General features: G+C 42.1%; 1 protein-coding gene. It reads left to right on the top strand.

Features of this window, described 5'->3' with window-relative positions:
• A partial coding sequence (locus RYX56_RS21350; RefSeq protein WP_317123988.1) for an ATP-binding cassette domain-containing protein occupies positions 1 to 394 on the top strand: 394 nt, incomplete at both ends.

The following is a 394-nucleotide window of genomic DNA, read 5'->3' as shown; positions in this document are numbered from 1 at the left end:
GGCAACGGTCAAAGTGAATTTATTGAAGCCATTACAGGACTGCGTAAGGCTGAAAGTGGAAGTGTCCGAATCAACGGGAAAGAAATACTTAACCATAAACCTAGAAAGATTATTGAGTCCAGTGTCGCGCATATCCCTCAAGATCGCCATAAGCATGGACTAGTGTTGAATTTCCCGATTGGCGAAAATATGGTATTAGAAAACTATTACCAAGAGCCCTATTCTAAACATGGAATCTTAAATTTCAAAGAAATCTACAAGCAGGCAAAGCGGTTAATTGATGAATTTGACGTTCGGACACCTAGTGAATTTGCCTTGGCACGCGCACTTTCCGGAGGGAATCAGCAAAAAGCGATTATTGGGCGCGAAGTAGATCGTAATCCGGATCTGTTGA

The organism is Alkalihalophilus lindianensis (assembly GCF_032843265.1).
Classification (GTDB): Bacteria; Bacillota; Bacilli; order Bacillales; family Bacillaceae_D; genus Alkalihalophilus; species Alkalihalophilus lindianensis.
Note: the sequence above shows the minus strand (reverse complement) of the source record. Positions and strands in the feature narration are given on the sequence as shown.